At 57.8% G+C, this 26308-nt stretch carries 28 protein-coding genes; 9 read left to right on the forward strand and 19 right to left on the reverse strand.

Annotated features, from left to right (window positions below; all coding sequences use genetic code 11):
- Nucleotides 1-9: 9 nt before the first annotated feature.
- Genes H7698_RS21900 through H7698_RS21910 form a run of 3 tightly spaced genes read right to left on the reverse strand, consistent with a single transcriptional unit; the run spans nt 10 to nt 1639 of the window.
- Nucleotides 10-723 (reverse strand): PilW family protein, encoded by a 714-nt coding sequence (locus H7698_RS21900; RefSeq protein ID WP_194692797.1) that lies wholly within the window; start codon nt 721-723, stop codon nt 10-12.
- Complete coding sequence (pilV, locus tag H7698_RS21905; RefSeq protein WP_162437789.1) at nt 720-1169, reverse strand: type IV pilus modification protein PilV; 450 nt, start codon at nt 1167-1169, stop codon at nt 720-722. Before pilV ends, H7698_RS21900 begins: the two co-directional genes overlap by 4 nt.
- Entirely contained in the window at nt 1166-1639 is a 474-nt protein-coding gene (locus H7698_RS21910) for a GspH/FimT family pseudopilin (RefSeq protein WP_194692798.1), read from the reverse strand. Before H7698_RS21910 ends, pilV begins: the two co-directional genes overlap by 4 nt.
- Before the next feature lie 130 nt (nt 1640-1769).
- Between H7698_RS21910 and H7698_RS21915 the strand changes: the two genes are divergently transcribed.
- Nucleotides 1770-2312 carry a GspH/FimT family pseudopilin gene (locus H7698_RS21915; protein WP_194692799.1) on the forward strand — a complete coding sequence of 181 codons (543 nt, stop codon included), beginning with the start codon at nt 1770-1772 and terminating at the stop codon, nt 2310-2312.
- Here the strand turns inward: H7698_RS21915 and ispH are convergent.
- The 5 genes from ispH to ribF form a co-directional block, all read right to left on the reverse strand.
- Nucleotides 2289-3236 carry a 4-hydroxy-3-methylbut-2-enyl diphosphate reductase gene (ispH, locus tag H7698_RS21920; RefSeq protein ID WP_162437786.1) on the reverse strand — a complete coding sequence of 316 codons (948 nt, stop codon included), beginning with the start codon at nt 3234-3236 and terminating at the stop codon, nt 2289-2291. The two genes, H7698_RS21915 and ispH, sit on opposite strands and share 24 nt — an antisense overlap.
- A 234-nt stretch (nt 3237-3470) precedes the next feature.
- On the reverse strand, nt 3471-3923 hold the full coding sequence (gene fkpB, locus H7698_RS21925; RefSeq protein WP_442966316.1) for an FKBP-type peptidyl-prolyl cis-trans isomerase: 453 nt from the start codon (nt 3921-3923) through the stop codon (nt 3471-3473).
- Nucleotides 3916-4428 (reverse strand): signal peptidase II, encoded by a 513-nt coding sequence (lspA, locus tag H7698_RS21930; protein WP_194692800.1) that lies wholly within the window; start codon nt 4426-4428, stop codon nt 3916-3918. Before lspA ends, fkpB begins: the two co-directional genes overlap by 8 nt.
- Complete coding sequence (ileS, locus tag H7698_RS21935) at nt 4421-7252, reverse strand: isoleucine--tRNA ligase (protein ID WP_194692801.1); 2832 nt, start codon at nt 7250-7252, stop codon at nt 4421-4423. The genes lspA and ileS overlap by 8 nt, the downstream gene beginning before the upstream one ends.
- The gene (gene ribF / locus H7698_RS21940; RefSeq protein WP_162437782.1) at nt 7253-8203 is read right to left on the reverse strand and encodes a bifunctional riboflavin kinase/FAD synthetase; all 951 of its coding nucleotides are present in this window, start codon (nt 8201-8203) and stop codon (nt 7253-7255) included. It abuts the gene before it with no gap.
- On the opposite strand from ribF, the gene H7698_RS21945 reads away from it, so the two are divergent.
- Nucleotides 8111-8329, forward strand: coding sequence for a hypothetical protein (locus H7698_RS21945; protein ID WP_162437760.1), 219 nt, complete (start codon nt 8111-8113; stop codon nt 8327-8329). The two genes, ribF and H7698_RS21945, sit on opposite strands and share 93 nt — an antisense overlap.
- Before the next feature lie 3 nt (nt 8330-8332).
- Here the strand turns inward: H7698_RS21945 and murJ are convergent, their stop codons facing one another.
- Nucleotides 8333-9871, reverse strand: coding sequence for a murein biosynthesis integral membrane protein MurJ (gene murJ / locus H7698_RS21950; RefSeq protein ID WP_162437781.1), 1539 nt, complete (start codon nt 9869-9871; stop codon nt 8333-8335).
- 252 nt (nt 9872-10123) lie between these two features.
- On the opposite strand from murJ, the gene rpsT reads away from it, so the two are divergent.
- Entirely contained in the window at nt 10124-10402 is a 279-nt protein-coding gene (gene rpsT, locus H7698_RS21955) for a 30S ribosomal protein S20 (RefSeq protein WP_008154937.1), read from the forward strand.
- A 185-nt stretch (nt 10403-10587) separates the two neighbouring features.
- Here rpsT and H7698_RS21960 read toward each other — a convergent pair whose 3' ends face one another.
- The 5 genes from H7698_RS21960 to rplU all read right to left on the reverse strand — a co-directional run bounded on the left by H7698_RS21960 (nt 10588) and on the right by rplU (nt 14344).
- Entirely contained in the window at nt 10588-11052 is a 465-nt protein-coding gene (locus tag H7698_RS21960; RefSeq protein ID WP_194692802.1) for a CreA family protein, read from the reverse strand.
- Nucleotides 11053-11064: 12 nt separating this feature from the next.
- Complete coding sequence (proB, locus tag H7698_RS21965; protein WP_162437843.1) at nt 11065-12183, reverse strand: glutamate 5-kinase; 1119 nt, start codon at nt 12181-12183, stop codon at nt 11065-11067.
- A 137-nt stretch (nt 12184-12320) separates the two neighbouring features.
- The gene (cgtA, locus tag H7698_RS21970) at nt 12321-13544 is read right to left on the reverse strand and encodes an Obg family GTPase CgtA (RefSeq protein ID WP_162437780.1); all 1224 of its coding nucleotides are present in this window, start codon (nt 13542-13544) and stop codon (nt 12321-12323) included.
- 193 nt (nt 13545-13737) lie between these two features.
- A complete protein-coding gene (rpmA, locus tag H7698_RS21975; protein WP_003176049.1) occupies nt 13738-13995 on the reverse strand; it encodes a 50S ribosomal protein L27 in 258 nt (85 codons plus the stop codon).
- A gap of 34 nt (nt 13996-14029) precedes the next feature.
- The gene (rplU, locus tag H7698_RS21980; RefSeq protein ID WP_003176051.1) at nt 14030-14344 is read right to left on the reverse strand and encodes a 50S ribosomal protein L21; all 315 of its coding nucleotides are present in this window, start codon (nt 14342-14344) and stop codon (nt 14030-14032) included.
- 240 nt (nt 14345-14584) lie between these two features.
- Between rplU and H7698_RS21985 the strand changes: the two genes are divergently transcribed.
- From H7698_RS21985 to H7698_RS21995, 3 genes are all read left to right on the forward strand, one after another.
- On the forward strand, nt 14585-15553 hold the full coding sequence (locus H7698_RS21985) for a polyprenyl synthetase family protein (RefSeq protein ID WP_162437779.1): 969 nt from the start codon (nt 14585-14587) through the stop codon (nt 15551-15553).
- Between the two features lie 154 nt (nt 15554-15707).
- Complete coding sequence (locus H7698_RS21990) at nt 15708-16049, forward strand: zinc ribbon domain-containing protein YjdM (RefSeq protein ID WP_162437778.1); 342 nt, start codon at nt 15708-15710, stop codon at nt 16047-16049.
- A 208-nt stretch (nt 16050-16257) separates the two neighbouring features.
- Entirely contained in the window at nt 16258-16515 is a 258-nt protein-coding gene (locus H7698_RS21995) for a PA4570 family protein (protein WP_194692803.1), read from the forward strand.
- 118 nt (nt 16516-16633) lie between these two features.
- On the opposite strand, the gene H7698_RS22000 is transcribed toward H7698_RS21995, so the two are convergent.
- The 3 genes from H7698_RS22000 to H7698_RS22010 all read right to left on the reverse strand — a co-directional run bounded on the left by H7698_RS22000 (nt 16634) and on the right by H7698_RS22010 (nt 18377).
- Nucleotides 16634-17251 carry an FKBP-type peptidyl-prolyl cis-trans isomerase gene (locus tag H7698_RS22000; protein ID WP_162437776.1) on the reverse strand — a complete coding sequence of 206 codons (618 nt, stop codon included), beginning with the start codon at nt 17249-17251 and terminating at the stop codon, nt 16634-16636.
- Between the two features lie 121 nt (nt 17252-17372).
- Nucleotides 17373-17684 (reverse strand): DUF6482 family protein, encoded by a 312-nt coding sequence (locus H7698_RS22005; protein WP_194692804.1) that lies wholly within the window; start codon nt 17682-17684, stop codon nt 17373-17375.
- 204 nt (nt 17685-17888) lie between these two features.
- Nucleotides 17889-18377, reverse strand: a complete 489-nt coding sequence (locus H7698_RS22010) for a TIGR00645 family protein (RefSeq protein WP_033054284.1) — start codon at nt 18375-18377, stop codon at nt 17889-17891.
- A 159-nt stretch (nt 18378-18536) separates the two neighbouring features.
- On the opposite strand from H7698_RS22010, the gene H7698_RS22015 reads away from it, so the two are divergent.
- A complete protein-coding gene (locus H7698_RS22015) occupies nt 18537-20366 on the forward strand; it encodes a hypothetical protein (protein WP_194692805.1) in 1830 nt (609 codons plus the stop codon).
- 18 nt (nt 20367-20384) lie between these two features.
- Here the strand turns inward: H7698_RS22015 and H7698_RS22020 are convergent, their stop codons facing one another.
- Entirely contained in the window at nt 20385-20726 is a 342-nt protein-coding gene (locus H7698_RS22020; RefSeq protein ID WP_162437773.1) for a PA4575 family protein, read from the reverse strand.
- Between the two features lie 290 nt (nt 20727-21016).
- Entirely contained in the window at nt 21017-23455 is a 2439-nt protein-coding gene (locus H7698_RS22025; protein WP_162437772.1) for a Lon protease family protein, read from the reverse strand.
- A 274-nt stretch (nt 23456-23729) separates the two neighbouring features.
- On the opposite strand from H7698_RS22025, the gene H7698_RS22030 reads away from it, so the two are divergent.
- Nucleotides 23730-24218 carry a DUF3015 domain-containing protein gene (locus tag H7698_RS22030; protein ID WP_162437771.1) on the forward strand — a complete coding sequence of 163 codons (489 nt, stop codon included), beginning with the start codon at nt 23730-23732 and terminating at the stop codon, nt 24216-24218.
- A gap of 105 nt (nt 24219-24323) precedes the next feature.
- Complete coding sequence (locus H7698_RS22035) at nt 24324-26177, forward strand: Lnb N-terminal periplasmic domain-containing protein (RefSeq protein WP_194692806.1); 1854 nt, start codon at nt 24324-24326, stop codon at nt 26175-26177.
- The last annotated feature ends 131 nt before the right edge of the window (nt 26178-26308 follow it).

Below are 26308 nucleotides of genomic sequence, written 5' to 3' on the forward strand. Positions count from 1 at the left end.
GCCCTCCTCTCATGGCAAGCGGTTGCGCAAGGCGGCAACCACGTTGAAGGTTTGATCGCGTACCCGCTTGTCGGGGTCCGTGAGCGTCAACGTCAGTCGCACGCTGCGGATTCGCGCGGGGTCTGAAGGATTACTGCTGTAACTGGAGGCAGCAGCGTCCGTGGCAGAACTGGCGAGGCCAAAGCTCACATTGAACGCGCTGACGTTATCCACGAGCACATACTGAGTCGGCGAACCAATTCCCGCCCCCATCGTCAGCTGGCTGTTTTTCAGGCTATAGATCAATCGTCGAATCGGAAACGCCAGCTGCCCTGAGGCAGGAGCCCTGGTCTGGGGGTAGGCCGTCGCGGTACTTCGGCAGTCGGAAATCACAGTCCAGGTCGGCGTCCCCCCGCTCCCCCCAACATCAGCGGTCACGAGCGTGAGTTTAAGGTTGGCGTTGTCCCAACTGATGGGCGTGATTTGATGGGTGTTGAAGTCGCTGCCCGGAACTGCCTCGGTAATAGTCCCCAGACAACCGAACATGCCCACCATGCGAATCTCTTGAATCATCTTGCTCAGCACGAAGCGCGCATCTTCCTGCATGTTGGCCGCGCTGTTCTGGGTGACATAGGTATTTTTGGCAGCGATAAAAATCTGCGCGACGCCCAGCACCACGATCAGGCTCAACGCCGTGGCGATCAATAGTTCGACCAGGCCGAAACCGCTGTCGCGCCGGGTCATGGTGTAGACACCGGGTCGACGGTTGCACGACTGGTCAATACAAAACTGCGACGGGCATTGGCGGTGTTGGCGGCGCGGGAGTCATCCCAGGTAATTGTGATGGTGTATACCCGCTGATTAAGGGCGACGCTGCCTGTGGCGGTGGCGCCAAGGGCGCTGGCGATGTTGGTGGTGAAATCGTAAAGATCCTGATCCCGGGCGACGCTCAGGTTGGCCGAGGTGGGTGGCGTGACCGTGTAATCGGCTGCCGAGTTGGCGCGAATTCGATCCATCATGTCGTAGGCAATAAAACTGGCCTGACTGGTCATCCGCGAGCTGTCGGTGTACTTCAACGCATTGAGTTGAATGGCCGCCGCCCCCAACAGGCCCACAGCCAGAATCAACATCGCAACCAGGACTTCAATCAGCGTCGTGCCTTCCTGTGCGCGTTTGCTCCATCCCCTCATCCGCAATTTCCGCTCAATATGATTCGTCCGTTCAAACACACATTCAGTGTCCTGCTTTGCGCGCCCAGCGCATAGCTGATCGCCACCGCAGTGGAAGGTGCCGACAACCCGCCCAGGTTGTTGAAATCGATGGCGGTCACTCCTGAGGGTAGCGTCAGAGTCGCGCCGCTGCTCATTGCGGGAACAACCCGCAATACATTGGCGGGCGTGCCAATACCGTCGTACACCGTCAATTCACCGGTCCAGACACTACCACCCGCCGTCGGACGAACCCGTGTGGTGATGCCCCGGTCGATCGCCTCCAGTCGCGCGAAATTCAAAGCGCGTCGCAGGTCACCGATCTCGGTATCAGCCTTGGTCCCTTGAACCGAACTGGTGAACGCCGGTACCGCCAGCGTGATCAGGATCAGAAAGATGGCGAGCGCGACCAACAACTCGATCAGCGTGAAACCTTTTGTACGATGATCCATCGATGCCCTCCGTTGCCGTCGGCTATACCTGCTGTTACACGCTAGAGCATTCAGCCGGCAGATGTAGGGTTGTTTTGCCATTAGTCGCGCTCGAATGTGCGTGTCACCACACTCCAGGGAGGGAGATGTCATGCGCCAGCAAGGTTTCAGCCTGATCGAACTGCTTATGGGACTGACGATTGCCGGGATTGTTCTGTCGCTGGTCAGTCCGGCGTTCGCAGCACTTACCGAATCGAACCAACGCGAAGAAGCGGCGAAGAGTTTGGTCGCCGGTGTACGCAGCGCGCGAAGCGAGGCGATCACGCGCAATCAGACAGTGATGATTCACGGCATCAATGGCGATTGGAGCCAGGGGTGGCGAATCATTGTGGATGTCAGCGGCAAGGGGTATGAGGACAGCGACAATCCGGTGTTGATCGAGCGTCAAAGTGGCATTGGCGTGCCGATTGTCGGCAACACGCATGTTACGACATCCATACGATTCACCGGTCTTGGCAGACCAGCAAGTAGAGGATTTCAAAATGGAACATTACATGTGTGTGCAATCAGCGAGCCGGTAAGCCAACACCAGGTGGTGCTGGCTTCCAACGGCCGCGTCAGCCTGCGCAGTGATAAAACTGCACAGGCGTTATGCGTGGGAGGAGAAGACTCAGAGAAGGGAGCGGACGCGTAATTCCTTGGGCATGGAGAACGTGATGTTTTCCTCGCGCCCGGCCAATTCATCGGCACCGGTAGCACCCCACGCCTGCAACTGCTGGATCACACCACGCACCAGTACTTCCGGTGCGGAGGCGCCGGCAGTAATGCCGATCCGCTCGACACCGTCGAACCAGCTCTTTTGCAGGTCTTCGGCGCCGTCGATCAAGTAGGCCGGAGTCGCCATGCGTTCAGCCAGTTCACGCAGGCGATTGGAGTTGGAGCTGTTAGGGCTGCCGACTACCAACACCACGTCACATTCATCAGCCAATTGCTTGACCGCGTCCTGCCGGTTTTGCGTGGCGTAGCAGATGTCGTCCTTGCGTGGACCACCGATCGCCGGGAAACGCGCACGCAGAGCGTCAATGACACGACTGGTATCGTCCATGGAGAGCGTGGTCTGGGTCACGAACGCGAGCCTTTCAGGATTGCTCACTTGCAGCGCGGCGACATCTTTTTCGTCTTCGACCAGGTAGATCGCACCACCATTGCTGCCATCGTACTGACCCATGGTGCCTTCGACTTCCGGGTGACCGGCGTGGCCGATGAGGATGCATTCGCGCCCGTCACGGCTGTAGCGCGCGACTTCGATGTGCACCTTGGTCACCAGCGGGCACGTTGCGTCGAACACCTTCAGGCCGCGGCCAGCGGCTTCGGTACGGACTGCCTGGGAGACGCCGTGGGCACTGAAGATCACGATGACGTCATCCGGCACCTGATCCAGTTCTTCGACGAAGATCGCCCCGCGAGCCCGCAGGTCTTCAACGACGAATTTGTTATGCACCACTTCGTGGCGCACATAGATCGGCGGCCCGAAAACTTCCAGGGCGCGGTTGACGATTTCGATCGCCCGGTCCACACCGGCGCAGAAGCCACGGGGATTGGCGAGTTTGATTTGCATGCTGTGCCTCGTGTCTTGCGCGCAAGAAATAGCGAAAACAGTGAAAAATCTACTGTGGGAACAAGCCTGCTGTGGCGAGCGGATTTAGCGAAACGTCGCACCGCCCCGTTAGGGTGCGAAGCGACCCTAAACCCAACCACCACGGTCTTGAATGAGAACGGGGTGCCTTATTTACGATTGCTTCGCTATCGAACGGGGATAAATCCCCTCGCCACAAAGGCTTGTTACCACAATTTACAGCGATGTGACGCTGATGATCTCAACGTCAAACGTCAATGTCTTGCCAGCCAACGGATGATTGAAGTCGATGGTCACCTGCTCATCATCGAACTCTTTCACCACGCCCGGCAACTCGGTATTCGCCGCATCGTTGAAGATCACCAACAAGCCCGGAGACAGGTCCATGCCCTGGAACTGCGAGCGCGGGATGATCTGCACATTCTGCGGGTTGGGCTGGCCAAACGCGTTTTCCGGCGCAATCGCCAGCGTACGCTTGTCGCCCACCTTGAAGCCAAACAGTGCTGCTTCGAACCCTGGCAACAGGTTGCCATCACCGACCTTGAAGGTCGCCGGGGCTTTGTCGAAGGTGCTGTCGACAGTGTCGCCGTTCTCCAGGCGCAGTGCGAAGTGCAAGGTGACTTCCGTGTTCTGGCGGATGCGTTGCTCAGCCAATACGTGTTCAGTCATGAACGGCTTCTCCGGTCTTTTTACTTTTGAACATATCCAGTGCAAGCATCACGGCACCGACAGTAATAGCACTGTCGGCAAAGTTGAACGCCGGGAAATACCAGCGGTTCTGCCAATGCACCAGGATGAAATCGATCACATGGCCCAAGGCAATGCGGTCATACAGATTGCCCAGCGCGCCACCGAGCACCAGGGCCAGCGCAACCGCCAGCCAGGTTTCGTTGCGCCCCAGCCGCTTGAGCCAGACCACCAGCACGGCACTGACCACAATCGCGATCAACGCAAACAGCCAGCGCTGCCAGCCGGAGCTGTCGGCCAGGAAGCTGAACGCAGCGCCCGTGTTGTAAGCCAGGGTCCAGCTGAAGTAATCGGGGATCACCACGATTTGCTGGTACATGCTCAGCGAGCCTTCGAAGTAGAACTTGCTGGCCTGGTCAATGACCAGAACCAGCAAGCTCAACCAGAGCCAGCTCAGTCGTCCGAAACGACCAACGGCATTAGGCATAGTGGCGAACCTCGCCAGCGCCGCTGATGTTGTCGACACAACGACCGCAGATTTCCGGATGCTCCGGGTTCACGCCAACGTCTTCACGGCAGTGCCAGCAACGGGCGCACTTGGCGAAGCTCGACTTGACCACTTTAAGCTTCAGACCGCTGACTTCGGTGACCACTGCGTCGGCCGGTGCCTGCACGAAAGGTGCAACGCTGGCGGTCGAGGTGATCAGCACAAAGCGCAGTTCGTTGCTCAGCTTGGCCAGGTCGGCGCTCAACGCCTCTTCGGCAAACAGCGTGACTTCGGCTTGCAGGTTGCCACCGACAGCCTTGGCCGCGCGCTGGATTTCCATTTCCTTGTTGACCGCTACCTTCACCGCCATGATCCGCTCCCAGTAGGCGCGGCCCAATTCAACATTTTCCGGCAACTCGGTCAGGCCTTCGTACCAGGTGTTGAGCATCACCGATTCGTTACGCTCGCCCGGCAGGTATTCCCACAGTTCATCAGCGGTGAACGCCAGGATCGGCGCGATCCAGCGCACCAGCGCTTCGGAGATGTGGTACAGCGCGGTTTGCGCTGAACGGCGAGCCTTGCTGTTGGCGCCAGTGGTGTACTGACGGTCCTTGATGATGTCGAGGTAGAAACCGCCCAGCTCCTGCACGCAGAAGTTATGGATCTTGGAGTAGACGTTCCAGAAGCGGTATTCGCCGTAGTGCTCTTGCAGCTCGCGCTGCAGCAGCAAGGTACGGTCCACGGCCCAACGATCCAGTGCCAGCATTTCTTCGGCCGGCAGGATATCGGTGGCCGGGTTGAAACCGGTCAGGTTGGAAAGCAGGAAGCGAGCGGTGTTACGGATACGCCGGTAAGCGTCCGCGCTGCGCTGCAGAATCTGCTCGGAGACCGCCATTTCACCCGAGTAATCGGTGGAAGCCACCCACAGACGCATGATGTCGGCGCCCAGGGTGTCGTTGACCTTTTGCGGCGCGATCACGTTACCCAGAGACTTGGACATTTTGCGGCCGGACTCGTCGACAGTGAAGCCGTGAGTCAGCAGTTCGCGGTATGGCGCGTGATTGTCGATTGCACAACCGGTCAGCAGCGAGGAGTGGAACCACCCGCGGTGCTGGTCGGAGCCTTCGAGGTACAGGTCGGCACGCGGGCCGGTTTCGTGGCCCATCGGATGTGAACCGCGCAGGACGTGCCAATGCGTGGTGCCTGAATCGAACCAGACATCGAGGGTGTCACTGATCTTGTCGTACTGCGGCGCTTCGTCACCGAGCAGTTCGGCAGCGTCCATCTTGAACCAGGCTTCGATGCCTTCGACTTCTACGCGCTTGGCGACTTCTTCCATCAGTTCAACGGTACGTGGGTGCAGCTCGCCGCTTTCCTTGTTCAGGAAAAACGGAATCGGCACGCCCCAGTTGCGTTGACGGGAAATGCACCAGTCAGGACGGTTGGCGATCATCGAGTGCAGGCGCGCCTGGCCCCAGGCCGGCACAAACTTGGTCTCTTCGATCGCTTTGATTGCCCGCTTGCGCAGTGTTTCGCCAGTTGCAGGCTCTTTGTCCATGCCAATGAACCATTGCGCGGTGGCGCGATAGATCAGCGGAGTCTTGTGACGCCAGCAGTGCATGTAGCTGTGTTCGATGATGGTGGTGTGCAGCAGCGCACCGACCTCGGTCAGCTTATCGACGATGGCCGGGTTGGCTTTCCAGATGAACTGGCCGCCGAAAAACTCCAGCGACGGAACGTAGACGCCGTTGCTCTGCACCAGATTGAGGATGTCATCGTTGACCATGCCGTATTTCTTGCAAGTCACGAAGTCGTCCACGCCGTAAGCCGGGGCGGAGTGAACCACGCCAGTGCCAGCGCCCAGCTCAACGTAGTCGGCCAGATATACGGGCGACAGGCGATCGTAGAACGGATGACGGAAGTTGATCAGTTCCAGCTCTTTACCGGTCGTGGTCGCGATGACCGAACCTTCCAGGCTGTAACGGGCCAGGCAAGACTCGACCAGCTCTTCAGCCAGCACCAGCAGCTTGTCGCCGACGTCGACCAGGGCGTAATTGAATTCCGGGTGTACGTTCAGCGCCTGGTTGGCGGGGATGGTCCACGGCGTGGTGGTCCAGATCACGATCGAAGCGGGCTTGGTCAGCGACGACAGACCGAAAGCCGCAGCCAGTTGGGCCTCGTCGGCAATCGGGAAGGCCACGTCGATGGTCGCAGACTTCTTGTTCTCGTACTCGACTTCAGCTTCGGCAAGAGCCGAGCCGCAGTCGAAGCACCAGTTCACCGGCTTCAAGCCCTTGAACACGAAGCCGCCCTTGACGATTTCCGCCAGGGCACGGATTTCACCCGCCTCGTTTTTGAAGTCCATGGTCTTGTACGGATTGGCAAAGTCGCCCAACACGCCGAGACGGATGAATTCGGATTTCTGACCTTCGATCTGCTCGGTGGCGTAGGCACGGCAAAGTTCGCGGGTTTTATCCGCACCCAGGTTCTTGCCGTGGGTCACTTCGACTTTGTGCTCGATCGGCAGGCCGTGGCAGTCCCATCCCGGAACATAAGGCGCGTCGAAACCCGACAGGGTTTTCGAGCGGATGATCATGTCCTTGAGAATCTTGTTCAGTGCGTGACCGATGTGAATCGTGCCGTTGGCGTACGGAGGACCGTCGTGAAGCACGAACTTCGGACGATCCTTGCCAATTTCGCGCAACTTACCGTACAGGCCAATGCTGTCCCAGCGCTGCAGAATCTGCGGTTCGCGCTGAGGCAGGCCGGCCTTCATTGGGAAGGCGGTGTCCGGAAGGTTTAGCGTGGCTTTATAGTCGGTCATTTAAGGCTCTTCATTAGCGATTGGCGCTAGGTGCGACAGGGCACGGGCGGCGGCGACATCCGCATTGATCGCCGTCTTAAGCGCCTCCAGAGAGGCGAAACGCTGCTCTTCACGCAGCTTGTGGTGGAAAACCACCGTCAAACGCCGGTCATACAGATCGCCGGCAAAATCTAAAAGATGTACTTCGAGGTGAGCCTTGCCATCGCCCTGAACCGTTGGCCGCACGCCAATGTTGGCGACACCAGGCCAGGTCTTGCCGTCGATATCGACATTGACCAGATAAACACCGGTCAGTGGAACCCGACGACGCTTGAGCTGGATGTTGGCCGTGGGCGTACCCAGTTGGCGCGCCAGCTTCTGACCATGCAATACCCGGCCGGCAATCCTGTAGGGACGACCCAGCAGACGCTCGGCCAAGACAAAATCAGCTGCGGCCAAGGCATTGCGAACCTGCGTACTGCTGACGCGAATACCGTCCAGTTCCACGGTTTGCGCCGCTTCTACGGTAAAGCCCTGCATGACGCCGGCCTGTTGCAGGAAATCGAAGTCCCCCACCCGGTCACAGCCGAAACGGAAGTCGTCACCGACCTCCAGGTGCTGAACGCCCAGGCCATCCACCAGAATAGTATCGACGAATTCGCTGGCGCTGAGCTTGCTCAGTCGTTGGTTGAAGGCCAGGCACAAAACGCGGTCTACGCCTTCGTCGGCCAGCAGCTGCAGTTTGTCTCGCAGCCGGGCCAGACGGGCTGGCGCCGTGTCCGGAGCGAAAAACTCTCGCGGTTGCGGCTCGAAAATGACCACGCAGCTGGGCACGCCCAACTCGAGCGCACGCTCACGGAGCCTCGCCAGGATTGCCTGGTGGCCACGGTGAACACCGTCAAAGTTGCCAATAGTGGCGACACAGCCCCGATGCTGGGGGCGCAGATTGTGGAGGCCTCGAACCAGCTGCATAACGCGCTTCTTGCTCATAAAGTGGTCGATTATAACCACACCCGGCGGCCGACGACAGGCAACACCGTAACCCAAAGTGATCGAGCCGACAAAAACACCGACTCGCCCGTGTTTATCGCGTCGTGACGTTCAACTCAACGCCTTGCGATTGAAGTCGCGTAAACGAAAGCCCATCAAAAACAGCATACCGAAATAGGCGATCACGCCAGCAGCGACCAAAGCCCCCAGACGCAGGAACCTTTCCAGCATGTGACCCTCGGCCCAGGCCGGCATGAAATGCATCCCTGCCAGTAAAACACCGGACATCACCAGCACGGCGATCACCAGCTTGAGACCGAACTTCCCCCAGCCGGGCTGAGGCTGATACATCTGTTGCTTACGCAGCTGATAAAAAAGCAGCCCGGCATTGATACAGGCCCCCGCGCTGATTGCCAACGCCAGACCGGCATGTGCGAGCGGCCCGATCAGCACCAGATTGAACAACTGCGTCACGACGAGGGTAAAAATCGCGATTTTTACCGGTGTCCGGATGTTTTGTTGTGCGTAAAAGCCCGGCGCCAACACTTTAATCACGATGATTCCGAGCAAACCGACGGAATACGCAATCAAGGCCCGTTGAGTCATGGACGCATCAAAAGCGCTGAACTCGCCGTACTGGAACAACGAGACCGTCAGCGGTTCGGCGAGAATACCCAGCGCCAGCGAGCATGGCAGCACCAGCACGAAACACAGGCGCAGACCCCAATCGAGAATCCGCGAATACTCGTGACGATCCTTGCTGGCATAGGTCTTGGCCAGGGTTGGCAACAGAATCGTTCCTAACGCCACGCCCAACACACCGGATGGCAATTCCATGAGGCGGTCGGCGTAATACATCCAGGAAACGGAGCCTGCGACCAGGAACGAGGCGAAGATCGTGTTGATGATCAGCGAAATCTGGCTCACGGACACGCCGAGAATGGCCGGGAGCATCTGTTTCATCACCCGCCACACACCGGTGTCGCGCAGATTCAGGCGCGGCAGCACGAGCATGCCGATCTTTTTCAGGTGCGGCAGCTGATATAGCAACTGCGCCAGACCACCCACCAGAACTGCCCATCCGAGCGCCATGACCGGCGGATCGAAGTACGGCGTCAGGAACACCGCAAAAATAATCATGCTGACGTTGAGCAGTGTCGGCACGAAGGCCGGCACCGAGAAGCGGTTGTAGGTATTGAGGATCGCCCCGGCCAGTGATGACAGGGAGATGAGCAATATGTAAGGAAAGGTCACTCGCAAAAGGCTGGATGTGAGCTCGAATTTTTCCGGCGTAGTGGTGAACCCTGGCGCCGTCGCCCAGATAACCCACGGCGCGGCGATCATGCCCAACGCAGTGACCAGTGCGAGCACCAGCGTCAGCAGGCCGGAGACGTAAGCAATAAACGTTCGCGTCGCTTCTTCACCCTGCTGGCTTTTGTATTCCGCGAGAATTGGCACGAATGCCTGGGAAAATGCCCCCTCGGCGAAGATACGCCGCAACAGATTGGGCAATTTGAAGGCAATAAAGAAGGCGTCTGTCGCCATCCCTGCGCCAAAAGTACGTGCGATGAGCGTGTCACGAACGAACCCCAGAATCCTGGAAAGCATCGTGATAGAGCTGACGGCGGCCAACGATTTGAGCAGATTCATTGAAAGAGTTTGTGCCTGTCGATAAACAGCAGGCGAACAAAGCGCCTACTTATGCGATACTCCGCGCCGCAGCAGCACAGAGCCAAAGCTCGCGAGTTTACAGGTCAAGCGCCGGAAATAAATATCCCGCCTCTTTATACCTACCACTTAGCGGAACGTCTCAACCGCCCTTGACAAGACAACAACTCATCGGCATGATTCGCGGCCTATTTTGTTTGCTATTTCCTAAAAAGTCTTTCGAGGAGCTCGACGGTGGCCAACACACCTTCCGCCAAAAAACGTGCAAAACAGGCTGAGAAGCGTCGCAGCCACAACGCCAGCCTGCGTTCCATGGTTCGTACCTACATCAAGAATGTAGTTAAAGCCATTGACGCAAAAGACGCTGAAAAAGCTCAAGCTGCTTACGTTCTGGCCGTGCCAGTTATCGACCGTATGGCCGATAAAGGCATCATCCACAAGAACAAGGCTGCTCGCCATAAGAGCCGCCTGAACGGTCACGTCAAGGCTCTGAACCTTGCTGTAGCCGCATAAGCGATAAGCTTGTTAAAAAACCGACCTCAGGGTCGGTTTTTTATTGCCTGCGATTTGGCAGACACCGCACAAAAAAATGTAGGAGTGAGCCTGCTCGCGATAGCGGGGCAACATTCAACACTGATGTCGACTGTTCCACCGCTATCGCGAGCAGGCTCACTCCTACAATTTGGATCTTCGTCAGATTACTGGACGTGCGCCCACGGCAGGATCGGAATAGCCGTTACCGCATTCTGTGGACTGCCTTCGATCAAGCGATCGCTGTAGACCAGGTACACCAGCGTATTGCGCTTCTTATCGAGGAACCGCACCACCTGCATGGTCTTGAACACTAGCGACGTGCGCTCCTTGAACACCTCGTCCCCGTCCTTGAGCTCCCCCTTGAAGCTGATAGGGCCGACCTGACGACAGGCAATGGACGCCTCAGCGCGATCTTCTGCCAACCCCAAACCACCCTTCACTCCTCCGGTCTTGGCACGCGACAGGTAACAAGTCACGCCCTCAACCTTAGGATCATCAAACGCCTCGACAACGATACGGTCATTCGGCCCGACAAACTTGAACACTGTCGATACCTGACCAATCTCTTCAGCTGAAGCCAGCAACGGCATCACCAACAGCAGACCCAACAATCCTTTTGCCACGCGCATTCAGGTATTCCTTCAGACCAGAATCAGGTTATCGCGGTGAACCAGTTCAGGCTCCGCCATATAACCCAACAGACCGACAATCGCCTCAGACGACTGACCAATGATTTTTTGTGCTTCGAGCGCGCTGTAGTTCGCCAGGCCTCGGGCGATTTCACGACCATCCGGAGCCACGCACACCACCATCTCGCCACGACGGAAGCTGCCTTGAACCAGCTTGACGCCCACCGGCAGCAAACTCTTGTTGCCCTTGGACAACGCCGTTACCGCCCCCGCATCCAGCACCAGCGTGCCGCGGGTTTGCAGATGGCCGGCCAACCACTGCTTGCGCGCCGCCAGCATGCCGCGCTCAGGCGACAGCAAGGTGCCGATGCGCTCGCCCGCTTTCAGGCGATCCAGCACGCGCTCCAGGCGCCCACCCACAATGATGGTGTGAGCACCCGAACGAGCCGCCAGACGCGCAGCACGCAATTTGGTCTGCATACCACCACGCCCCAACGCACCACCCGTACCACCCGCCACCGCATCCAGCGCCGGATCATCGGCGCGGGCTTCGTAAATCAGGTTGGCATCGGGATTGTTACGCGGATCGGCGTCGAACATGCCGTCGCGATCGGTGAGGATCACCAGCAGATCAGCCTCAACCAGGTTGGCCACCAGCGCCGCAAGCGTGTCATTGTCGCCAAAGCGGATTTCATCGGTGACGACGGTGTCGTTCTCGTTGATGACCGGAATCACTTTCAGCTCAACCAGTGCACGCAAGGTACTGCGGGCATTCAGGTAGCGCTTGCGATCGGACAAGTCGTCGTGCGTCAGGAGGATCTGCGCAGTGTGCCGGCCATGTTCGGCAAAGCTCGACTCCCACGCCTGCACCAGGCCCATCTGGCCGATTGCGGCAGCAGCCTGAAGCTCGTGCATCGCGCTGGGTCGCACGCTCCAGCCCAGACGGCTCATGCCGGCCGCCACCGCCCCGGAGGACACCAGCACCAGCTCGACACCCGCCTCATGCAAGGCCACCATCTGCTCAACCCAGACACTCATTGCCGCGCGATCCAGGCCTTTGCCGTCCGCCGTCAGCAAAGCGCTGCCGATCTTCACGACCCAACGCTGCGCACCTGTCACCTTGCTCCGCATCATCTTCAACCTTAGCTTGAGGACAGCGCGACCCAGCGCTGCCCGTGACGTTAATCGTGGTTATTCGTGACCCATGATCGATTTCCAGATACTAAAACGCCGCTCTGGTGAGCGGCGCTTAAGTTTATCGCAACGAATCAGTCACGCACGTAAATGATTTCCGGACCGTCTTCGTCATCCACATCTTCTTCATCCCAGTCATCGTCGCCGATGTCATGGACCGACTTCACGCCGCTGCGACGCAGAGCACGCTGATCATCCAGGGCTTGCAGCTGCGCACGGGCTTCGTCTTCGATACGCTGATCGAGTTCGGCCAATTCTTCCTTGTAAGCCGGGTCGTTCGCCAGGCGATCGGCACGGTCTTCCATGTAACGCATGATGTCGTGGCACAGACGCTCGGTACCGAGCTTGGAGATGGCCGAGATCACATAAACAGGACCGGTCCACTCCAGACGATCAACGATCTCCTTGACGCGAGCATCGTGCTCTTCTTCAAGGATCTGGTCGCACTTGTTCAGCACCAACCAACGATCACGCTCAGCCAGGGACGGGCTGAATTTGGTCAGCTCGCTGACGATCACTTCCGCAGCATCCGGCGCGCTTGCATCGTCCAGCGGCGCCATATCTACGAGATGCAACAGCAGGCGGGTACGCGACAAGTGCTTGAGGAAGCGAATCCCCAGGCCTGCTCCATCTGAAGCGCCTTCAATCAGGCCTGGAATATCCGCGACCACGAAACTTTTCCAGCGATCGACGCTGACCACACCCAGGTTCGGCACCAACGTGGTGAACGGGTAGTCGGCGACCTTCGGCTTGGCGGCCGAGACCGAACGAATGAAAGTACTTTTGCCAGCATTCGGCAAACCCAGCAGACCAACGTCCGCCAGGACCTTCATTTCCAGCTTCAGATCACGCGCCTCACCCGGCTTACCCGGAGTGGTTTGACGCGGAGCGCGGTTGGTACTGGATTTGAAACGAGTGTTGCCCAGACCGTGCCAGCCACCATGAGCTACCAGCAGTTTCTGACCTGCCTTGGTCAGGTCGCCGATCACTTCCTGAGTGGCCGAGTCGATGACAGTAGTACCGACAGGAACCCGCAGTACCAGCTCTTCACCCTTCTTGCCGGTGCAGTCGGTGCTGCCGCCGTTGGAACCACGCTCGGCATCAAAGTGCCGGGTGTAACGGTAGTCCACCAGGGTGTTGAGGTTTTCGTCGGCGAGCATGTAGACCGAGCCGCCATCACCACCATCACCGCCGTTAGGGCCGCCGTTTTCAATGAATTTTTCGCGACGGAAGCTCATGCAACCGTTGCCGCCGTCACCGGCTTTTACTCGAATCGATACTTCATCAACAAACTTCATAACAAAACGCCTCTCGTCATACGGACGAGCCGAGAAAATCTAGACATAAGACTCTTGCAAAAATGAGCGCAGCGACCTCAATCAACGACCGCAAATCCAGCGCTGGAGCCCATTACAAACAGCTTTGCAAGAGACTCACCCCACAAACGAAAAAGCCCCGTCGCGAGACAGGGCTTTTCCAGCGATCGCGCAATTAAGCTGCGACAACGCTCACGTAACGGCGGTTGAACGCGCCCTTTACTTCGAACTTGATCACGCCTTCGATTTTCGCGAAGAGGGTGTGATCCTTACCCATGCCAACACCGTAACCGGCGTGGAATTGGGTGCCGCGCTGACGCACGATGATGTTGCCCGGAATGATTTTCTGGCCGCCATACATCTTAACGCCAAGGCGTTTGGCTTCTGAGTCGCGACCGTTACGGGTACTACCACCAGCTTTTTTGTGTGCCATGAGTCAATTCTCCTAGTGAGGAATTAGGCTGAAATTAAGCCTGAATACCGGTGATTTTGATCTCGGTGTACCACTGGCGGTGGCCCATACGCTTCATGTGGTGCTTACGACGACGGAACTTGATGATGCGGACTTTATCGTGACGACCTTGGGAGATCACTTCAGCCACAACGGTAGCGCCAGCAACAACTGGAGCGCCGATATTCACGTCGTCGCCATTGGCAACCAACAGAACGCGATCAAAAGTAACTGATTCGCCGGTAGCGATTTCCAGTTTTTCGATCTTCAGGTATTCACCTGGAGCAACTTTGTACTGCTTGCCACCAGTAACGATTACTGCATAAGACATGGTATTTCTCCGATAATCCTGCTCACCCAGCTCTTTATAAGAAGAGGTATTGGCTGGCATGGCTGCATTGGGCTGGAAGGCCCGATTGCAATTGCGTAAGGCAGGTGCTGCCCAGGAAGTTCAGGGTGCGCGATTGTACGCAAGCTGCTGAGGCGATGCAAGGGGCCGTCCATCGCGCCTTGACACCCGCCGACGTGGGTCCTAGCATGCCGCGCAACCCTTCTGGAGCAACTGTCGCTGATGCAACCCCAAGCTTTCTACCGCGCGGTGGCGGACGATTTTAGCGCCGTCGACGGCATCATCAAGAAGCAGCTGACTTCCCGAGTGCCGCTGGTTTCGAAAATCGGCGATTACATCACCTCGGCTGGCGGCAAACGCCTGCGTCCTTTATTAGTGTTGCTCTGCGGCAAGGCACTGGGCCGTGAAGGCGATGACATGCGCCTGCTGGCCGCGACCATCGAATTCCTGCACACCGCCACCCTGCTGCATGACGACGTCGTCGACATGTCCGGCATGCGCCGTGGCCGCTCGACCGCCAACGCCATGTGGGGTAACGCCCCAAGCGTGCTGGTCGGCGACTTCCTGTATTCGCGCTCCTTTGAAATGATGGTCGAACTGGGCTCCATGCCAGTGATGAAGATCCTTTCGCAAGCGACCCGCATCATCGCCGAAGGCGAAGTGCTGCAGCTGTCGAAGGTGCGTGACGCGAGCACCACCGAAGAAACCTACATGGAAGTCATCCGCGGCAAGACCGCCATGCTCTTCGAAGCGTCCACCCACAGCGCCGCGGCCCTGGCCGGTGCGACGCCGGAACAGAGCGAGGCGTTGCGCACCTTTGGCGACCATCTCGGGGTAGCTTTCCAGCTGGTTGACGACCTCCTCGACTACAAGGGCGACGCGGAAACCCTGGGCAAGAACGTCGGTGACGATCTGGCCGAAGGCAAGCCGACCCTGCCACTGATCTACACCATGCGCGAAGGCACGCCGGAACAGGCGGCACTGGTGCGCAAGGCGATCCAGAAAGGCGGTATCGAAGACCTGGAAAGTATCCGCGAAGCTGTCGAAGCTTCAGGCTCGCTTGAGTACACCGCCAAGCTGGCGCGTGAATACGTGGCCCGCGCAATCAAATGCCTGGACGCGCTGCCCGCCAGCGAATACCGCGATGCTCTGGTCGAACTGAGTGAGTTTGCGGTCGCCCGCACGCACTAAGCTCAAAAGATCGCAGCCTCCGGCAGCTCCTACAGGGTTTTGTGTTCACCTGTGAGAGCCGTCGGGAGCGGCGATCTTTTGCTATCCGCGCCCTCCTCGGCTAAAACCCTATATAATGTGCGCTTTTTAGCGGTCCTGAATTCAAGGAGCTTTAGTGAGCACGTTGCCACCCTGCCCAAAATGCAATTCCGAATACACCTATGAAGACGGCCAGCAGCTGATCTGCCCTGAGTGCGCCCATGAATGGTCCGCCAGTGGCGAAGCTGAAGCAGCGTCCGATGACGCCGTGAAGAAAGATTCGGTCGGCAATGTCCTGCAAGACGGTGACACCATCACCGTCATCAAGGACCTCAAGGTCAAGGGGACATCTCTGGTCGTCAAGGTGGGCACCAAGGTCAAGAACATCCGCCTGTGCGATGGCGACCATGATATCGACTGCAAAATCGACGGCATTGGCCCGATGAAACTCAAATCCGAGTTCGTCAGAAAAGTCTGAATCTGCTCCATACCATCCCGCGCCCGCGTGGGATGGTGCTTCATCCCTCCCCCAGCCTTTCCGCCTCTTCCCGTGCAATAGCAAAACGCCAGTCGTTTTGACCTTACGCAATCTTTACCCGGAAAAAAAAGCAAACCACCAATAGATCCTTGCTATTTGATGAATAAGAATTATTCTCATTGAACCCCAATCAATGGAGATGAGAACCATGACTTATTTGATCGATGCCTGGCTGGACCGTCCACACCCATACCTGCGGATCCTGCATCGGGAGACCGGGGAAGTGTGTGCCGTACTTGAAGAGGAAGCCTTGAACGAGCTGCAGGATCAGGGTGACCTGGACGTCATCGGCTTGAGTTCCAGCGAGCCGATGGTGCTCAAGGAATTGGTGCGTAACCTGTTTCTATTCTGTTATGCCCGAGCGTTGCGCCCGGCAAATGAACTGCATCACAAGCTCGAACTGTGACAGTCACTGCAAACTGCTGTGGGAGCAAAGCCTGCTCGCGATGCAGTCGACTCGGTTCCGGATCGAAACCGTAGTGATACCATCGCGGGCAAGCCTTACTCCCACAGAAGCAAAAGCTTTACAGAACGTCGAGCAGCTCGACGTCAAACACCAGTACGCTGTGCGGCGGAATGCTGCCAACGCCTTGAGCGCCGTAAGCCAGCTCGCTCGGCACGTACAGACGCCATTTGCTACCGGCGTTCATCAGTTGCAGCGCCTCGGTCCAACCCGGGATAACGCCGCCCACCGGGAATTCAGCAGGCTGACCGCGCTCGTAGGAGCTGTCGAACACAGTGCCGTCGATCAGAGTGCCGTGATAGTGGGTGCGCACTTGATCTTCACGGGTTGGCTTGGCGCCATCACCTTGGGTCAGCACTTCAAATTGCAGGCCGGAAGCCAGGGTGGTAATGCCGTCACGCTTGGCGTTATCAGCCAGGAATGCCAGGCCTTCACCCGCCGCTGCTTCAGCTTTGGCTGCTGCTTCGGCTTGCATGACTTCACGAATGACTTTGAAGCTCGCGGACATCTCTTCCTGACCTACGCGGCTTTCCTTGCCGGCGAAGGCGTCGGTCAGACCCGCCAGGATCGCGTCCAGGCTAACGCCCGGTGGCGGGTTGTCGCGCAGTTGGTCGCCCAACTGGCGGCCGATACCGTAGCTGACGCGAGTTTCGTCGGTGGACAGATTTACTTCGGACATGACACTGCTCCGCTGTGCGGACGGCCCAGGAACATGCCGTGCTTGCACAGCGCATCCCGGAGCGCCCGGAACCAAAAGGGCCAGCAGACTAGCACAGATGCCATTGCGTTGATGAGAGGCGTCAGTTGTGCCATGCAGAACGAAAGGCGATCGGCACCTTCAGGCTCTCCTCGGCACTGGCACCCAGCCCGCACATCTCGTCATGCACCGAGGTGTGCACAAGGTTGAAAGGCAAGGCTGGAAAAGCGTGCAACACTTCACGCGCGTGTTCCACTGAGCGCAAGTGGAACATGCCACCGCTGGCATCGCTCAAGGGGTAGGCGGCACCGTGCATGCGCGCCTCCAACAGATAAATACCGCCTTCCAGCGATATCAGGTTCAGCTCATCGACCTTACCGGCGATGGCAAAGGCATTCAGCTCTTGCAGGTTCATGAACGCACCTCAGACAGTGGCGAACCAGGACCCTTACAGGCATATGCCTCGCCGCATCAAAGTACAAGCCATAAACCACACCGCTTGTCAGTTTCACACTTGTCTGTGGACCAAAGCTTGATCGCGATGGCATCCCTGCGGTTTGAAGTGAAACCGAATTGACCCTGATCGCGAGCAAGCTTTGCTCCTGCAGAACGGGGTGCGTCAGTGCTTGGTCAGCTTATCCAGATAACCCATGGCAAACGCCGAAATGACGAAGGTCATGTGAATGATCACGTACCACTTCAAATGCTCGGGATCGACGTTCTTGGCGTCCATGAAAATCCGCAGCAGGTGAATGGACGAAATCGCCACGATAGACGCCGCAACTTTCATCTTCAGGGAAGACGAGTCCATGGTGCCCAACCAGTTGAGCTTTTCCTTGTCGTCATCAATGTCCAGCTGGGAGACGAAGTTCTCGTAACCGGAAATCATCACCATCACCAGCAAACCACCCACCAACGCCATGTCGATCAGCGACAACAGCACCAGAATCAGATCCGATTCCGCCATGGAGAACACGTTAGGGATGACGTGAAACACTTCCTGGAAGAATTTCAGCGCTAACGCCAGCAGGCCGAGCGACAGGCCGAAGTAGATCGGCGCCAGCAACCAGCGGGAGGCGTACATTGCATTTTCGATAAAGCGTTCCATTGAATCTCACACAAGGGCTGGAAATGGCCGCGAGTATAACAGCCGCTCGTTACACCCAGAAACCGTCCGGAATCCGCAACCTGCGCGTTTGTCACAAGGTTTTTCTGCTAGTGTCCAAACTATTGACAGCCCAGCTGCAACGGACAGGAAGACTGGAAAATGGATGTGCGATTACCTTTAACGAGTGCCGGCATTTGCCTCGCCCTGCTGATGAGTGGTTGCTCGCCCAGCGATGAGAAACGCGAGATCAGCCTCGAAGAAAAGACTGCGCAATTCGAAAAATCACTGGATGCCATCCAGGATCCGAAGCTCAAGGGCGCCGTGGCCGAACTCGGCGGCTCGCTGCTGTTGCTCGAACGGGCGCAACTCAAGCTTGACAGCAAACCTGTGGAAACCGGATACAGCGACGATGCACTGGCCGTGCTCAAGCACTACCCCACCCCTCAGGCGCTGGTCGACACCTACATCTCCGGCCTGTTTGTGCTGCACAAGGATTCCAGCTCCGACTACCTGACCGATCTGCAGCCGGTGTTCCCGTTCAGTTTCAATATCCCCGACGCGTTTCTCTTCCCTCACGGCCTGGAATGGCAATCGGTAACCCTGAGCAATAAGCGCGTGATTCCATTTCAGCCTGAGTGGTCGGAAACCGACCCCGGCATCCAGTTGAGCCCCTCAAGCTCCAACCTGACCAATCCCGATGATCTGACGGTGACCTACCCCTTCATCGATGGCCTCGACGTCGAAAACAAAAATCAGCCGCAACCGGTGAGCCTCCAAGGCAAAGTTGAAGTGATTGCGCCACGCCGGCTGTACAGCTTTGACCTGACGAAAAAAGACGTCGGCCAGACACGCACCAATGACAACCTCAGCGTCAAGTTGCTGAAACTTGAAAACAACTATGCAGAGATCGAATTCAACAACAGCGCGCCATTAGCGCCCGAGGTGAGCGAAACACCACTTAATCCGCTGGTCGTTCAGGCGAAGGACACCACCGGGCAATTTCTCTCGCGCTCAGGGTCGATAAACGAAACCGCCGAGCAGATCGCTTTCTATCAAAAACAACTGGCACGCATGCAACAGCAGAAGGAGTGGAGCGAGGCGTTCGAAAAGCAGCTCGATGAAGAACAACGCGCCTTTGAAAAACAACAAACCCACCACTACTCCAAGGTGTATTTCAACGGACCGATCGACACCCTCGAAGTCAACGTACTGGACTTCTCGGCTGCCACGGTCACCCGCAAGGACCTGAACCTGCCAGTTCGTCGGTTCGATTCACACACCACGGAAAAAACCATCCAGACGTTAAATCTCCCCGTGGTGGTCTATGACGACCAGGCGCCGACCTGGTTAAAAGGCGCGACGCTAAAAGAAGACCAGTTGAAAAAAGGTGTCAGCATCCGTCAGTCGGTCGAAGACCCAAGTGCGGCGCGCATCGAGTTCGATCATGCCAAAAGCTTCAATGACGAACTGCTCGGCAACTCTTTCAATCCCGGTGACAGCCCTGTCAGCTTTTTTACCGAAGACGGTCAAGGCAAACGCGATGAGCCGATCGAACTGCCTCCTGAGGCTTACCAGGTCGATCCGTTGCGCGGCACCATCACCTACGACCTGAATCTGTTTCCCGAGACGCCCGCGTACGTCGTGGGCTCGATGCCGCTATTCCTGGCCACCGTGGAGCAGAAAACCCTGGAGTCCCATCAACTGCCCAAAGGCCTTGAGCTCAAAGGCAACGCTCTGGTGGTCGATCTCAAGACTTATCCCGCCCAGGACTGGCGTTTCTTCGCCAGGGACGACAGCGGCAATTATTTGAAGGAAATTCTTTCAGTCAGCCATGATGCGAGCGCGGAAGGCCCGGCATTGGTAGGCGTGCATTATTTTTACGGGCGCCCCACCCGACTGGAAACCTATCAACGAACCGATCTCACCACCGTGCAATACGGTTTCGAGGTCAAGCTCGACAAGGCTGATACGTCCAGCCTTGCTCAATAGCTATCCCAATGACCGGATTCAATGATCAGGCCGGAACTCGAAACCACCGGGATTGCGGTTGCGACCGCCATTGATTTCCCGCAGCTGGGCCTGCAGATGCAGGCACCAGATTTGCGGGTCATCGGCCAGCTCGTAACCATGTAGCGTCAGGCTTTCAACGATGGTGTCGAGGATCGATTCGGCCACGAAAGGCCCATGAAACGGCCCTTGGGCTTTGATGGCTGAAGGTTGTTCGCCGGCCATTCCAGCGGCAAAAAGTAATGTCCACATGCCCGTATCCCCCGCCAGCGGGCGGATGGCACATTCGATCCGGGTCACAAGGCCCAGGCATTGACGGGTGAGGCAGAGGTTGCGCGACATGGCGGCGACCCTCGGTAGATCCGGTATTCAGCCCCCACGAGAAGGCTGTCTCGATCCAGTGATTACTGTCGATATCCTTGAGCTGAGAATAGAAGAAAAGTATGGCTAGCATGCCAACTGAGACCAGAAGGCGCCGAGCGGTCATTGTGTGAAGTTTGACGTCAGTTTGATGTCACTTTACGGCTTTCTGTTGGAGCCGAGCTTGCTCGCGATTGCGGACTTTCATTCAACCTGATGTTGAACGTTAATCCCTCATCGCGAGTAAGCTTTGCTCATACAGGGGTTATGGGTTACGCAGGCTTGGCCTCTACCAGTGCCTCCAGCGCCGCTTCTTTTTCTGCTTCCTTCAGATCTTCTTCACTGATCATTTCCGCAATCACGCGCAAGCGCTCCACGACCCGCGCGTTGACACTGCCCTCAGGGAACTCGCCGTTCTCATCAGGTGCACCCGCCGGCTCGCCCACCAACAGGCTCAAGGCCTCATCGGCCTGCCGTACCGCGTACACATGGAACTGCCCGGCACGCACCGCGGCCAGCACCTTCTCGTCGAGCATCAGGGTCGCAACGTTCGCCTGGGGAATAATCGCGCCTTGCTCACCGGTCAAGCCGCGCGCTTCACAGAGCCGGAAGAAGCCTTCGATTTTCTCGTTGACCCCGCCCACCGCCTGCACTTCACCGAACTGGTTGATCGACCCGGTAATCGCAAAACACTGCTTGAGCGGCGTTTTCGACAAGGCCGAAATCAGTGTGCATGCCTCGCCCAGCGATGCACTGTCGCCATCCACGTAACCGTAGGATTGCTCCAGCGCGATACTCGCGGAAATCGCCAGCGGGAATTCCTGTGCATAACGACTGCCCAGGTAACCCGTGAGGATCATCACGCCTTTGGAGTGGATCGGTTGGCCCAGGTTGACCTCGCGCTCGATGTCGACGATACCGCTGCCACCCGGATACACGGTGGCGGAAATCCGCGCCGGCACACCGAATGCCGAGTCACCGACTTCCAATACGGTCAGCCCGTTACATTTGCCCACGGCCGCGCCATCGGTGTCGATCAGGATGATCCCGGCCAGCATGTCATCGAGAATCCGCGCCGAAACTCGCCCGGTGCGGGTCGCCTTGGCCTTGAGCGCACGTTCGATATGTCCGGCATCAGTCATCTCATCCGCCGCCAGGTGACGAATGAAATCCGCTTCGCTGACCAACTGGAACAGATCGCCTATACGCGCCGAAAGACGCCCCTGATGCTCAGCCAGACGCGCACTGTAGGTCGCCAGACGTGCCACCGCATCAGCGGTCAGCGGCGCCATGCCCTCCTCCGATGTTCGGGTTTTCAGCAACTGGGCGAACTGTTCCAGGCTCTCGTCGACCATCGGGATGTCTTCATCGAAATCCACCAGAACGCGGAACATCTCCTGGAAGTCCGGATCAAGGTCCTGCAGCGTGTAATACAACTGGCGAGCGCCAATGATGACGACTTTGACCTGCAACGGAATGTGTTGCGGGTTCAGCGTTACCGTGGCCAGACGGCCCAGCTCACCCAGCGGCGACTCCATCTTCAGCTTGCGCGATTGCAAGGCACGCTTGAGCGCATCCCACACGAACGGCTCGCTGAGCATCTTTTCCGCTTCAAGTATCAGGAAACCACCATTGGCCCGATGCAACGCACCCGGTCGCAGCTGGCGATACGTCGTGTAGAGCGCCCCTTGATCGGTGCTGTATTCGATGCGGCCGAACAGGTTTTCGTATGTCGGGTGCGGCTCGAACACCACCGGCGCACCGCCACTGGACGAATGCCCCACGACCAGGCTCGGAGCGTATTGCTCTTCCAGCATCTTGCGGGCTACGGCGTCGACTTTGCTGTCGTCCACCAGTTGCTCGACCACGGTCTTGAGCAGGTACACCTGCATTGCTTGCAGATAGCCGCACACGGCCGCGTTCTCTGCGTATTTCTCCGACAACGGAGACAGCAAAGGCTGCAAGGCCAGCGTGATAGTTTCTTCGTTGAGCTGACGCAGTTGATTGCTCGACTCGCGCTTCCATTGCGGCAGGCTGGCGAGCTCTTCGTTCAGCCGCTCTTCCAGTCCAGAGATGTCGTCGTGGAAGCGTTCACGATCCGCCTCGGGCAGTTGCGCAAATTCCGCTTCATCCAGTGCCTTGCCTTCAGCCATCGGCGTGAACGCAATATTGCTGGCATCGCGGTAGAGCGCGACGTCCTTCTCCAGCGCCAGACGTTCGATGATGTCCAGTGCCTTGTCATAGCGCTGGTTGAAGGCGCGGTCGATGGCACTTTTCTTTTGCTGGTAGGACGGGTGTTCGAACACCGCCGGGAATGTCGCCAGCAAGTTGTCGATCAAACCGTTGATGTCGCCGATAAACGCACCGGCAGTACCCGATGGCAATTCCAGCGCTCGGGGCTCGCGCGGTTCGTCGAAATTATTGACGTAGACCCAGTCCGCCGGGGTCTGCAGGCGCTTGCCTTCGGCTTTCAGATAGCGTTTGACGAACGAGAACCGGCCAGTGCCGGGCTCACCCATGACAAAAACGTTGTAACCGGGGCGTGGCATGGCCACGCCGAACTGCAAGGCTTCGACCGCACGTTCCTGGCCGAGCACACCGCGAAAGGGCTCCAGATCATTGGTGGTAGAGAAGCTGAACTGTTCAGCGGAAAACGGACGGGTTAGCGCTTCAGGCGCTAGACGCAAGCTGGCAGCAACAGGATCAGGCATCGGGCTTCCTTACATCAGGCGGGGCAGATAGCGGCATTCTGGCGCTGCCCATACCCCACTTGCAAGGCGCGCCTATAGGCAAAGCATAGACAACCCGCCATCTCCAGGCGGGCCGGGTGAAAAACAGCGTTTAGATCAAATGTTTTGCAAAAAATCACGGAACCCTTGGAACGTGCCTAAACTCCAAATTGCGCGGCTGGAACAATAACCGGCCCACTGGCGCCAGATCGGGCCAGACCCTGTCCATTGGTATGCACATAAAGAGAACAAAGCTATGAAACGGATTCTTCTCGGTACTCTCTTCACCGCTGTATCCATCAACGCCATGGCTCAGGCGCCAGGCGGCCCGGATTGCGGTTGGGGCAACATGCTGTTCGAAGGTCAGCGTGGCACTCCGGCTCACTTCCTGGCATCCACCACCAACGGCACTTCCGGTAACGCTACGTTTGGTATGACATCCGGCACCAACGGTTGCTCGACCAACGCGTCGCTGACCTATGGCGGCAAATCCTGGTTTGCCATGAATGGCATGATGAACGAGCTGTCCGAAGACATGGCCAAAGGTAACGGCGAAGCGCTGACTACCTATGCCGTGGTACTGGGCGTGGCGCCGGAAGACCGTGCGCACTTCGCTGCTGTGACTCACGAGCACTTCCAGCAAATTTTCAGCAAGGCTGACGTAACCGCTGAAGACGTGCATACCAACACCCTGGCCATCCTGAAATCCGATCCTCGTCTGGCCAAGTACGCAACTCAAGCTTAAGCTCGACCGACCCGTTCCTTTCGAGGAGCGGGTTTTATTTTTTGAACCTGGCTCTTTTTGGCCCGCACTTTTGGGTCTTTATTCTCGAACTCTAAGTTGCCCACTATGCTCAAACGCCTTGCCTGGCTGGCGCTCTGTGTCTGCGCCCCGCTGTCCGCCGCGCCACACATCGACCCTCAACGTTTGCAGCAACTGGCCAACGACCCTTTCTGGATTTCCCTGGGCCACTACGAAACCGCCAAGCTCGGTGGCTGGCGCAGTTACGTCAGTGACAAGAAATTCTTTATCGCCCCTGACGGCAATGAACACCCGGACCGCGAACTCGCAGCCACCGTGCAAGCGCTGTACGCGCCGGCCAGTGCGGGAGAAAAACACGCCCAGTGTGTGTATCCGTCCCGCACCCGCTGGCTGAAGTCACAGCTCAACCTGACCGATCTGCCGACGCTCGAATGCGCTGAATTCAAGCAGTGGTTCAAGGACGTCTCGCCCCACAGTGCCGTGATGATCTTCCCTGCGGCCTACCTCAATAGCCCGTCGTCGATGTTCGGCCACACCCTGCTGCGTATCGACCAGGCCGATGTTCAGAGCGACAAGACGTCGCTACTCAGCTACGCGATCAACTTCGGCGCCTACATCGAAGGCTCGGACAACAGCATTCTCTATGCCTGGAAAGGCTTGATGGGGGGCTACCCAGGGCTGTTTGCGCTGGTGCCGTATCAGGAAAAACTCTCGGAGTACCGCAGCCTCGAAAACCGCGATCTGTGGGAATACCGGCTGAACCTGACACAGGCAGAAACCGCGCGCATGGTCGAGCATGTCTGGGAATTGAAACAGATCCAGTTCGACTATTTCTTCTTCGACGAAAACTGCTCCTATCGCCTGCTGGAATTGCTCCAGGTCGCACGTCCAAGCTTGCGCCTGACCGAACAGTTCCCGCTGACCGCCATTCCGACCGACACCGTCAAAGCCGTGAAAGAAGCCGGCCTGGTGGAGTCCATCGAGTATCGTCCGTCCCGCGAACGCGAACTGTTGAGCCGTGCCGAGCCGTTGACCGATGAAGAGCAGCAATGGGTACTGAAGGTCAGCGCCGATCAGAAACAATTGCAAGACCCAGCGTTCAAGGCGCAACCACGCGACCGTCAGGCGCTGATCATCGACGCTTCTTACCGTTTGGAACGCTACCGCGCCAACGGCCAGGAGCGCGATCCTGAGCGGGCTCAGCGCAGCTTCGAACTGCTTCGGGCGATCAACCAGAACCCCGCGCCGGATCTCGATATTCCACGCCCGGGCTTGCCCGAAGACGGTCATGAATCGCGCACCTGGCAGGCCGGCCTCGGCACCCGGGGCGACGAGGCGTTTGCCGAGTACGGCTTGCGCATGGCCTATCACGACCTCAACGACAATGCTGAAAGCTTCCCGCTGGGCGCGCAGATCGAAATCCTGCAGATGAAACTGCGCCAGTACGAAGGCAATCGCTGGCAGTTTCAGCAGCTTGATCTGGCGACCATCCGCTCCCTGACGCCGCGCAACGAGTTGCTGCAACCGCTCTCATGGCAAGTCACTGGCGGACTGGAGCGTGTACCGGGCAAGCATGACGATGAAACGCTGGTCAGCCACGTCAACGGCGGCGGCGGTGGTACCTGGCAGCTCGGTGAAGATGTGCTGGGTTTTGCCCTGGGCACTGTGCGGGTCGAACACAACAATGACTTCGCCGAATTTGTTTCACCAGCGTCAGGTTTCAACACCGGCGTGCTGTGGAAAAATCCGCTGGGCAACCTCAGCCTGGAGGCCAAGGGGGATTACTTCACCAACGGCGAAGTGCGCCGCAGCTTGAGCTTGAATCAGCAGTGGGAATTGTCGCGCAACCTTGGATTGCGCCTGAGTGCGCAGCGTGAATTCAGCCATGTGGCGACGCCTGAGACCGAGGTCATGCTTGAGGTGAAGTGGTATCACTATTGATCCCCTCAACCTGTAGGAGCAAAGCTTGTTCGCGATCGCATCACCTCAATGTGCGTGCACGACCGCGCTGATGCCATCGCGAGCAAGCTTTGCGCCTACAGGGCTGCAGTATTTTGATCTTTCTTTCACAT

The sequence above is a fragment of the Pseudomonas sp. p50(2008) genome, assembly GCF_015351605.1.
Lineage (GTDB): Bacteria > Pseudomonadota > Gammaproteobacteria > Pseudomonadales > Pseudomonadaceae > Aquipseudomonas.

What these genes read in the sequence shown, in the direction of transcription:
- H7698_RS21985 (WP_162437779.1), top strand. Translation starts at nt 14,585, where the DNA reads ATGCAACCCCAAGCTTTCTACCGCGCGGTGGCGGACGATTTTAGCGCC.
- cgtA (WP_162437780.1), bottom strand. Translation starts at nt 13,544, where the DNA reads ATGAAGTTTGTTGATGAAGTATCGATTCGAGTAAAAGCCGGTGACGGC.
- H7698_RS21910 (WP_194692798.1), bottom strand. Translation starts at nt 1,639, where the DNA reads ATGGATCATCGTACAAAAGGTTTCACGCTGATCGAGTTGTTGGTCGCG.
- ispH (WP_162437786.1), bottom strand. Translation starts at nt 3,236, where the DNA reads ATGCAAATCAAACTCGCCAATCCCCGTGGCTTCTGCGCCGGTGTGGAC.
- rpmA (WP_003176049.1), bottom strand. Translation starts at nt 13,995, where the DNA reads ATGGCACACAAAAAAGCTGGTGGTAGTACCCGTAACGGTCGCGACTCA.
- H7698_RS22035 (WP_194692806.1), top strand. Translation starts at nt 24,324, where the DNA reads ATGCTCAAACGCCTTGCCTGGCTGGCGCTCTGTGTCTGCGCCCCGCTG.
- H7698_RS21900 (WP_194692797.1), bottom strand. Translation starts at nt 723, where the DNA reads ATGACCCGGCGCGACAGCGGTTTCGGCCTGGTCGAACTATTGATCGCC.
- H7698_RS22010 (WP_033054284.1), bottom strand. Translation starts at nt 18,377, where the DNA reads ATGGAACGCTTTATCGAAAATGCAATGTACGCCTCCCGCTGGTTGCTG.
- lspA (WP_194692800.1), bottom strand. Translation starts at nt 4,428, where the DNA reads ATGCCTAATGCCGTTGGTCGTTTCGGACGACTGAGCTGGCTCTGGTTG.
- murJ (WP_162437781.1), bottom strand. Translation starts at nt 9,871, where the DNA reads ATGAATCTGCTCAAATCGTTGGCCGCCGTCAGCTCTATCACGATGCTT.
- H7698_RS22025 (WP_162437772.1), bottom strand. Translation starts at nt 23,455, where the DNA reads ATGCCTGATCCTGTTGCTGCCAGCTTGCGTCTAGCGCCTGAAGCGCTA.
- H7698_RS21915 (WP_194692799.1), top strand. Translation starts at nt 1,770, where the DNA reads ATGCGCCAGCAAGGTTTCAGCCTGATCGAACTGCTTATGGGACTGACG.
- H7698_RS21960 (WP_194692802.1), bottom strand. Translation starts at nt 11,052, where the DNA reads ATGCGCGTGGCAAAAGGATTGTTGGGTCTGCTGTTGGTGATGCCGTTG.
- H7698_RS22015 (WP_194692805.1), top strand. Translation starts at nt 18,537, where the DNA reads ATGGATGTGCGATTACCTTTAACGAGTGCCGGCATTTGCCTCGCCCTG.
- pilV (WP_162437789.1), bottom strand. Translation starts at nt 1,169, where the DNA reads ATGAGGGGATGGAGCAAACGCGCACAGGAAGGCACGACGCTGATTGAA.
- H7698_RS22005 (WP_194692804.1), bottom strand. Translation starts at nt 17,684, where the DNA reads ATGAACCTGCAAGAGCTGAATGCCTTTGCCATCGCCGGTAAGGTCGAT.
- proB (WP_162437843.1), bottom strand. Translation starts at nt 12,183, where the DNA reads ATGCGGAGCAAGGTGACAGGTGCGCAGCGTTGGGTCGTGAAGATCGGC.
- ribF (WP_162437782.1), bottom strand. Translation starts at nt 8,203, where the DNA reads ATGCAGCTGGTTCGAGGCCTCCACAATCTGCGCCCCCAGCATCGGGGC.
- H7698_RS22020 (WP_162437773.1), bottom strand. Translation starts at nt 20,726, where the DNA reads ATGTCGCGCAACCTCTGCCTCACCCGTCAATGCCTGGGCCTTGTGACC.
- H7698_RS22030 (WP_162437771.1), top strand. Translation starts at nt 23,730, where the DNA reads ATGAAACGGATTCTTCTCGGTACTCTCTTCACCGCTGTATCCATCAAC.
- H7698_RS22000 (WP_162437776.1), bottom strand. Translation starts at nt 17,251, where the DNA reads ATGTCCGAAGTAAATCTGTCCACCGACGAAACTCGCGTCAGCTACGGT.
- ileS (WP_194692801.1), bottom strand. Translation starts at nt 7,252, where the DNA reads ATGACCGACTATAAAGCCACGCTAAACCTTCCGGACACCGCCTTCCCA.
- fkpB (WP_442966316.1), bottom strand. Translation starts at nt 3,923, where the DNA reads ATGACTGAACACGTATTGGCTGAGCAACGCATCCGCCAGAACACGGAA.
- H7698_RS21995 (WP_194692803.1), top strand. Translation starts at nt 16,258, where the DNA reads ATGACTTATTTGATCGATGCCTGGCTGGACCGTCCACACCCATACCTG.
- rplU (WP_003176051.1), bottom strand. Translation starts at nt 14,344, where the DNA reads ATGTCTTATGCAGTAATCGTTACTGGTGGCAAGCAGTACAAAGTTGCT.